6 protein-coding genes are annotated in these 4,132 nt (G+C 59.6%); 1 reads left to right on the top strand and 5 read right to left on the bottom strand.

The window, feature by feature from the left end:
• The 4 genes from JCM12296_RS32985 to JCM12296_RS32995 form a co-directional block, all read right to left on the bottom strand.
• On the bottom strand, nucleotides 1-307 hold a 307-nt coding region (locus JCM12296_RS32985; protein ID WP_218188414.1), incomplete at its 3' end, for a hypothetical protein.
• Nucleotides 304-729 (bottom strand): GTP-binding protein, encoded by a 426-nt coding sequence (locus JCM12296_RS42940; RefSeq protein WP_218188415.1) that lies wholly within the window; start codon nucleotides 727-729, stop codon nucleotides 304-306. The genes JCM12296_RS32985 and JCM12296_RS42940, both read right to left, overlap by 4 nt.
• Complete coding sequence (locus JCM12296_RS42945; protein ID WP_218188416.1) at nucleotides 726-989, bottom strand: hypothetical protein; 264 nt, start codon at nucleotides 987-989, stop codon at nucleotides 726-728. Before JCM12296_RS42945 ends, JCM12296_RS42940 begins: the two co-directional genes overlap by 4 nt.
• Nucleotides 986-2,212 carry an ABC transporter substrate-binding protein gene (locus JCM12296_RS32995; protein WP_054702061.1) on the bottom strand — a complete coding sequence of 409 codons (1,227 nt, stop codon included), beginning with the start codon at nucleotides 2,210-2,212 and terminating at the stop codon, nucleotides 986-988. The genes JCM12296_RS42945 and JCM12296_RS32995 overlap by 4 nt, the downstream gene beginning before the upstream one ends.
• A 443-nt stretch (nucleotides 2,213-2,655) precedes the next feature.
• On the opposite strand from JCM12296_RS32995, the gene JCM12296_RS33005 reads away from it, so the two are divergent.
• Entirely contained in the window at nucleotides 2,656-2,862 is a 207-nt protein-coding gene (locus JCM12296_RS33005; RefSeq protein ID WP_054702067.1) for a TOBE domain-containing protein, read from the top strand.
• Nucleotides 2,863-3,116: 254 nt separating this feature from the next.
• Here JCM12296_RS33005 and JCM12296_RS33010 read toward each other — a convergent pair.
• Nucleotides 3,117-4,132: tetratricopeptide repeat protein (locus tag JCM12296_RS33010; protein WP_157068133.1), on the bottom strand; the 1,016-nt coding region annotated here is incomplete at its 5' end.

Here is a 4,132-nt window from a genome sequence, read left to right on the forward strand (position 1 = left end):
CGCGCACATCCTCGGGCCGGCCGTCCTTGTCGTGACCGCCGAGCACGGTGACACTGTGGATGCCGGTGTCGCGATCCGCCTTGAGGTGCTGCATGGTATCGACGAAGGCCACAAACCGGTCGATTACCGTGGCGCGGTCCATCCCCAGGGCGGCCAGCCGGTCGGCCTCCAGGGCATCCAGCACCTCGGCGACGGTCTGCCGGGGGGTAATCGCCGGCAGGCCGCAGGCGGAGAAGAAGTCGCGGACATAGGGACGCTCGGAGAGAAGCTGTATGCAGGGCCACTGCAACAGGTCGCGCGTATTCATGACAGATCCATCAGCTTGAGGTTGCCCACCTGGCAGTCTGGACCGATACGGGTCTCGCCCAGGCAGTAGGAGCACAGCGCCGACGGCATGGAAAAGCGCAGGCGCATGTCCTTGAGGGTCTCCACGCCGTGGGCGCCTTCCAGGTGGCGTTGGAGCAACAGGCTTCCCTGGCCGGTGAGGCCGTTGACCGGCAGGACCGCCGCCTTGGGATTGACCTGCTTCACCCGGAAGGCGAAGACTTCACGCTCGGCCTGACTGACGATGTCGCCCTTGGTGATCACCACCACGTCGGCGGTCTTGAGCATGGGACCGATCTTGCGCGGGGTCTGGACGCCGCTGAGGTTGTCCACCACGCACACGGCCAGCACGCCGCGCACGTGGGGAGAGCAGCGGTTGCACAGGCCGGCGCTTTCGCTGATCAAGAGGTCCAAACCCTGCCGGCGCCCCCACTGGACGCAGGCGTCGATATTGGTGATGAAGAAATGATCCGGGCACAGGCGCCGGCCAGTCCGGTTTTTACCGGGATGCCGGCCTGCTGGTAGCGCTTTTCGTCCTCGCTGGAGAGGCAGTCGAACTTGACCACGCCGAGATGGTACCCGGCGTTGCGAAGTCCTTCGGCGGCCCGCAGGATCACCGAGGTTTTTCCGGAAGAGGGCGGTCCGGCAACGGTAGCCAGTCTCATGCGTGCATGGTCTCCCTGACGATGGGCAAAAAGACCGCGTCAATGGCCGCGTTGGCTTGCTCCAAATCGTTGGCGCGGATATAGTCCCAGCCGATCCATTTCAATCCGGCATCGGCCGGCAGGCGGTTTTGAACGTCGGGATGCGGTGATGGAAAGAGGGCGTCCACGAAGACCCGGGCCAGTTCCTCGCCGGTCAGGTAATCGGTGATCGGCTTGAGCGCGGCGGCGCGTTCCTTTTTGACCAAAAGGGTCACCGGGCTGGCCAGGGCGCCGTCTTCGGGCCAGATGCGCTGGATGGCCTTGCCTTCCGGAATTTTATGGGCGAAGAAGTCGGGCATGACATACAGGGCGGCCGAACGGCCGCTGCCGGCGGACTTGACCATCTGGGCGGGGTGTCGGCCGTCGAGCACGTTGTGGGCCAGGGCCTGCATGGCGGCACTGCCGTGCTCCTTGTACAGGGGCAGAAGGACCGCATGGCAGAAGAAGTTCTCGTTGCCGCGCAGGGTGATGCTGCGCTGCCAGATCGGATCGAGAAGATCGGCCCAGCGCCTGGGCAGGGGGCGATCGCCGACAACCGCAAGGTCGGCCACGATGATCAGCGGGTTGACGCACAAGATGGTGTACTGGTGTTCGGGATCGGCGATCCCCGCATCGCTGAACAGACGGTTGGGGGGCTTGTCCATGACATCGACGAAATGACCCGGCGCGATGAAGCGCTGGTAGAAATTGTGGTAGAAGAAGGCGTTGAAATCGGCCGAGACGATGATGTCGGGCAGATCGGCCACGGTTTTGACGTGATTGACATAGGGGTAGTAGGAGTGCTCGTGGTTGAGATTGCTCACCACCGAGTAGTCGATTTTTTCCCCCTGCTGATGCTGCAGGTCGTTGATGAAGGCCGCCAGCGCCCGGGCAAAGGGAACCTTGAGGCCGCAGGTCATGAGAGCCAGGAGGTTGACCGGGGTGGTGTCATCCACTTCCAGCCGGCTGGGGGCGTCCAGCGGGGTTTCCGTTCTGTTCGCCTCTTCCAGGAGGGTGAGAAAATGATCCGGTGCGACGCCGTGGCTGAGCAGGGCGGTTTCGAGGGTCAGGAAGGGGCCGATGGCAGCCAAGGCCTCCTCGTCCACCAGGTTGCCCAGTCCGTGGGCGGCAAACACGGCACGGGTTTGCGGAAAAGCCTCGATCAGGCGGGACAGGCGCATGTCGAGTTGGATCTTGGATGTCATTTAAACCTCCCGGAATGCCCGGATGACGTCAGGATGAAACGCTGCCCCGGGGTTTGCTGGATGGATGAACAATCGATTGCAAACGCGGAATTTCATCTTTAAACCATTCTGCTTGGGAATGCAAATCCGCGTGGCGCAAACGGGCGCATACTGCTTTGGCTGGCACCAGGGGCTGGAAGCAAAACGGTTGCGGGTAAATGAAATTCGTATAAAAAATGACATTAAAAAATGTCAATAATAATTTATAAAACGACAATATGTGCAGATCCCTTTATTTCCATATTGACTGAATATTATTACAAAATAATATAAAAAAGTTAATTCAGAACATATTTACCGGGTTGAACTTTCCCCAATAGTCGCTATAATGCGTCTATTGCCGTTTTAACGGTCAATTTCCTTTCCGTTCCATTTCATATCCTACCCAAACCCGGAGGTGCATCATGGCTTTAAGCGCAAGAAACGTTTTAAAAGGCAAGGTCAAAGACATCAAAAAAGGCCCGGTCATGGCGGAAGTCACGGTGGAAGTCGCCAGTGGCGTGAGTGTCGTTTCCGTTATCACCGCCAACTCGACGGACCGATTGGGCCTTGACGTTGGCAAGGAAGTCGAGATCGTGATTAAGGCGACCAGTGTCATGCTTAACGCCTGATTTTGACGGATTCGTAAAAAGCCCAATATCGGCGTTACGCTTCATCCTTCGTCATTGCGGAGTACGCTAAGTACGCCTCATTCCTCAGGATTCGCAAGCCTTGATCTTGGGCTTTTTACGAATCCGTCGGAAATGCGACTTTTTACGAGTTCATCAGTTTGTCTCGCACCAGCTGCCCGGCGTAGGGAATCCGCGGCGTCCGGGTAACTGGTGCGTTCCACTTTCCTCTCTGATTGAATTCCCCCAAATCGATCCTATCGGGCGTTCCCTTTTTCCATCATCTGCCGCAAGGCCAACTGCGCCGCCTTGCGATGCCGGCTGTTTTTGGCCGCGACCTTAAACGCCGTTTTTCCGAACTCAAGATCATTGTGCTGCCAGGCCGCATAACCGGCCATCAGCCAGGCCCGGGCGGCATGAGGACCGTTTTGCCGGGCGATGCGATGGTAGACGGATTCGGCGTCGCCAAACCGTTTGAGGGCATAGAGCAAGTCGGCCTTGAGCATCAAGAGATCGGTGGAACGGGTATTGGCGGCAAAACGATTCAGATAGCCCAGCGCCGTTTCGTATTCTTCCAGCCGCTGGCAGGCGATGATCAGGTTGCGCAAAACGGACGCCTCCGGGTGCGCGTTCATCAGATCGAGGTAGCCACGGATGGCTGGGCGCGGCAGGTCCAGCTGCAGGCTCAGGTCGGCCAGCAGTTTTTTTTCTTCCGTGCTGAGCGGCGTCAGGTAGCTGTAGATGGTCAGGGCGACCAGTGCCTGTTGCTCATGTCCGGCGGCCAGCTGCACCTGGGCCAGGGCCTTCCACCATTTGGCGGTGGTGCACTGGCTGTAAGCCAGGCGCTTGGCCAGTGCCTGGGCTTTTTCGTGCATGTTTAGCTGGATATACTGGAAAAGCAGGATTTCCTGCCATTTGGCCCGGTTCTCCATTGGCGAGCGGGTCGCCAGGTCGCGTAGCAGCGGCAACGCCCGACGGGGTTGATCGGATTCCAGCAAGGCTTGGGCGAAGTTGGCCTTCCAGGTGAGCGTGACCGCCTTGGGATGATGGTCGAACAGGCGCTGGAAGGCCCGGATGGCGGCGGCATGCTGACCGGCCATGTGTGCGCTGAGGGCGCTGAAGCCGAGCGCCTCGGCATTGCTCTGATCCGATCGCTCATAGGCGGCCTCAAAGCAGCGCGCCGCCTCTGCATAATGGGCCTGTTCATAGTGGGCCTTGGCCAGGTTTTGCCAGGCGGCGGCCATGTCCGGGGCGCGGGTCGCGGCTGGGTGAG

Source organism: Desulfosarcina cetonica JCM 12296, assembly GCF_001311845.1.
Taxonomy (GTDB): Bacteria; Desulfobacterota; Desulfobacteria; order Desulfobacterales; family Desulfosarcinaceae; genus Desulfosarcina; species Desulfosarcina cetonica.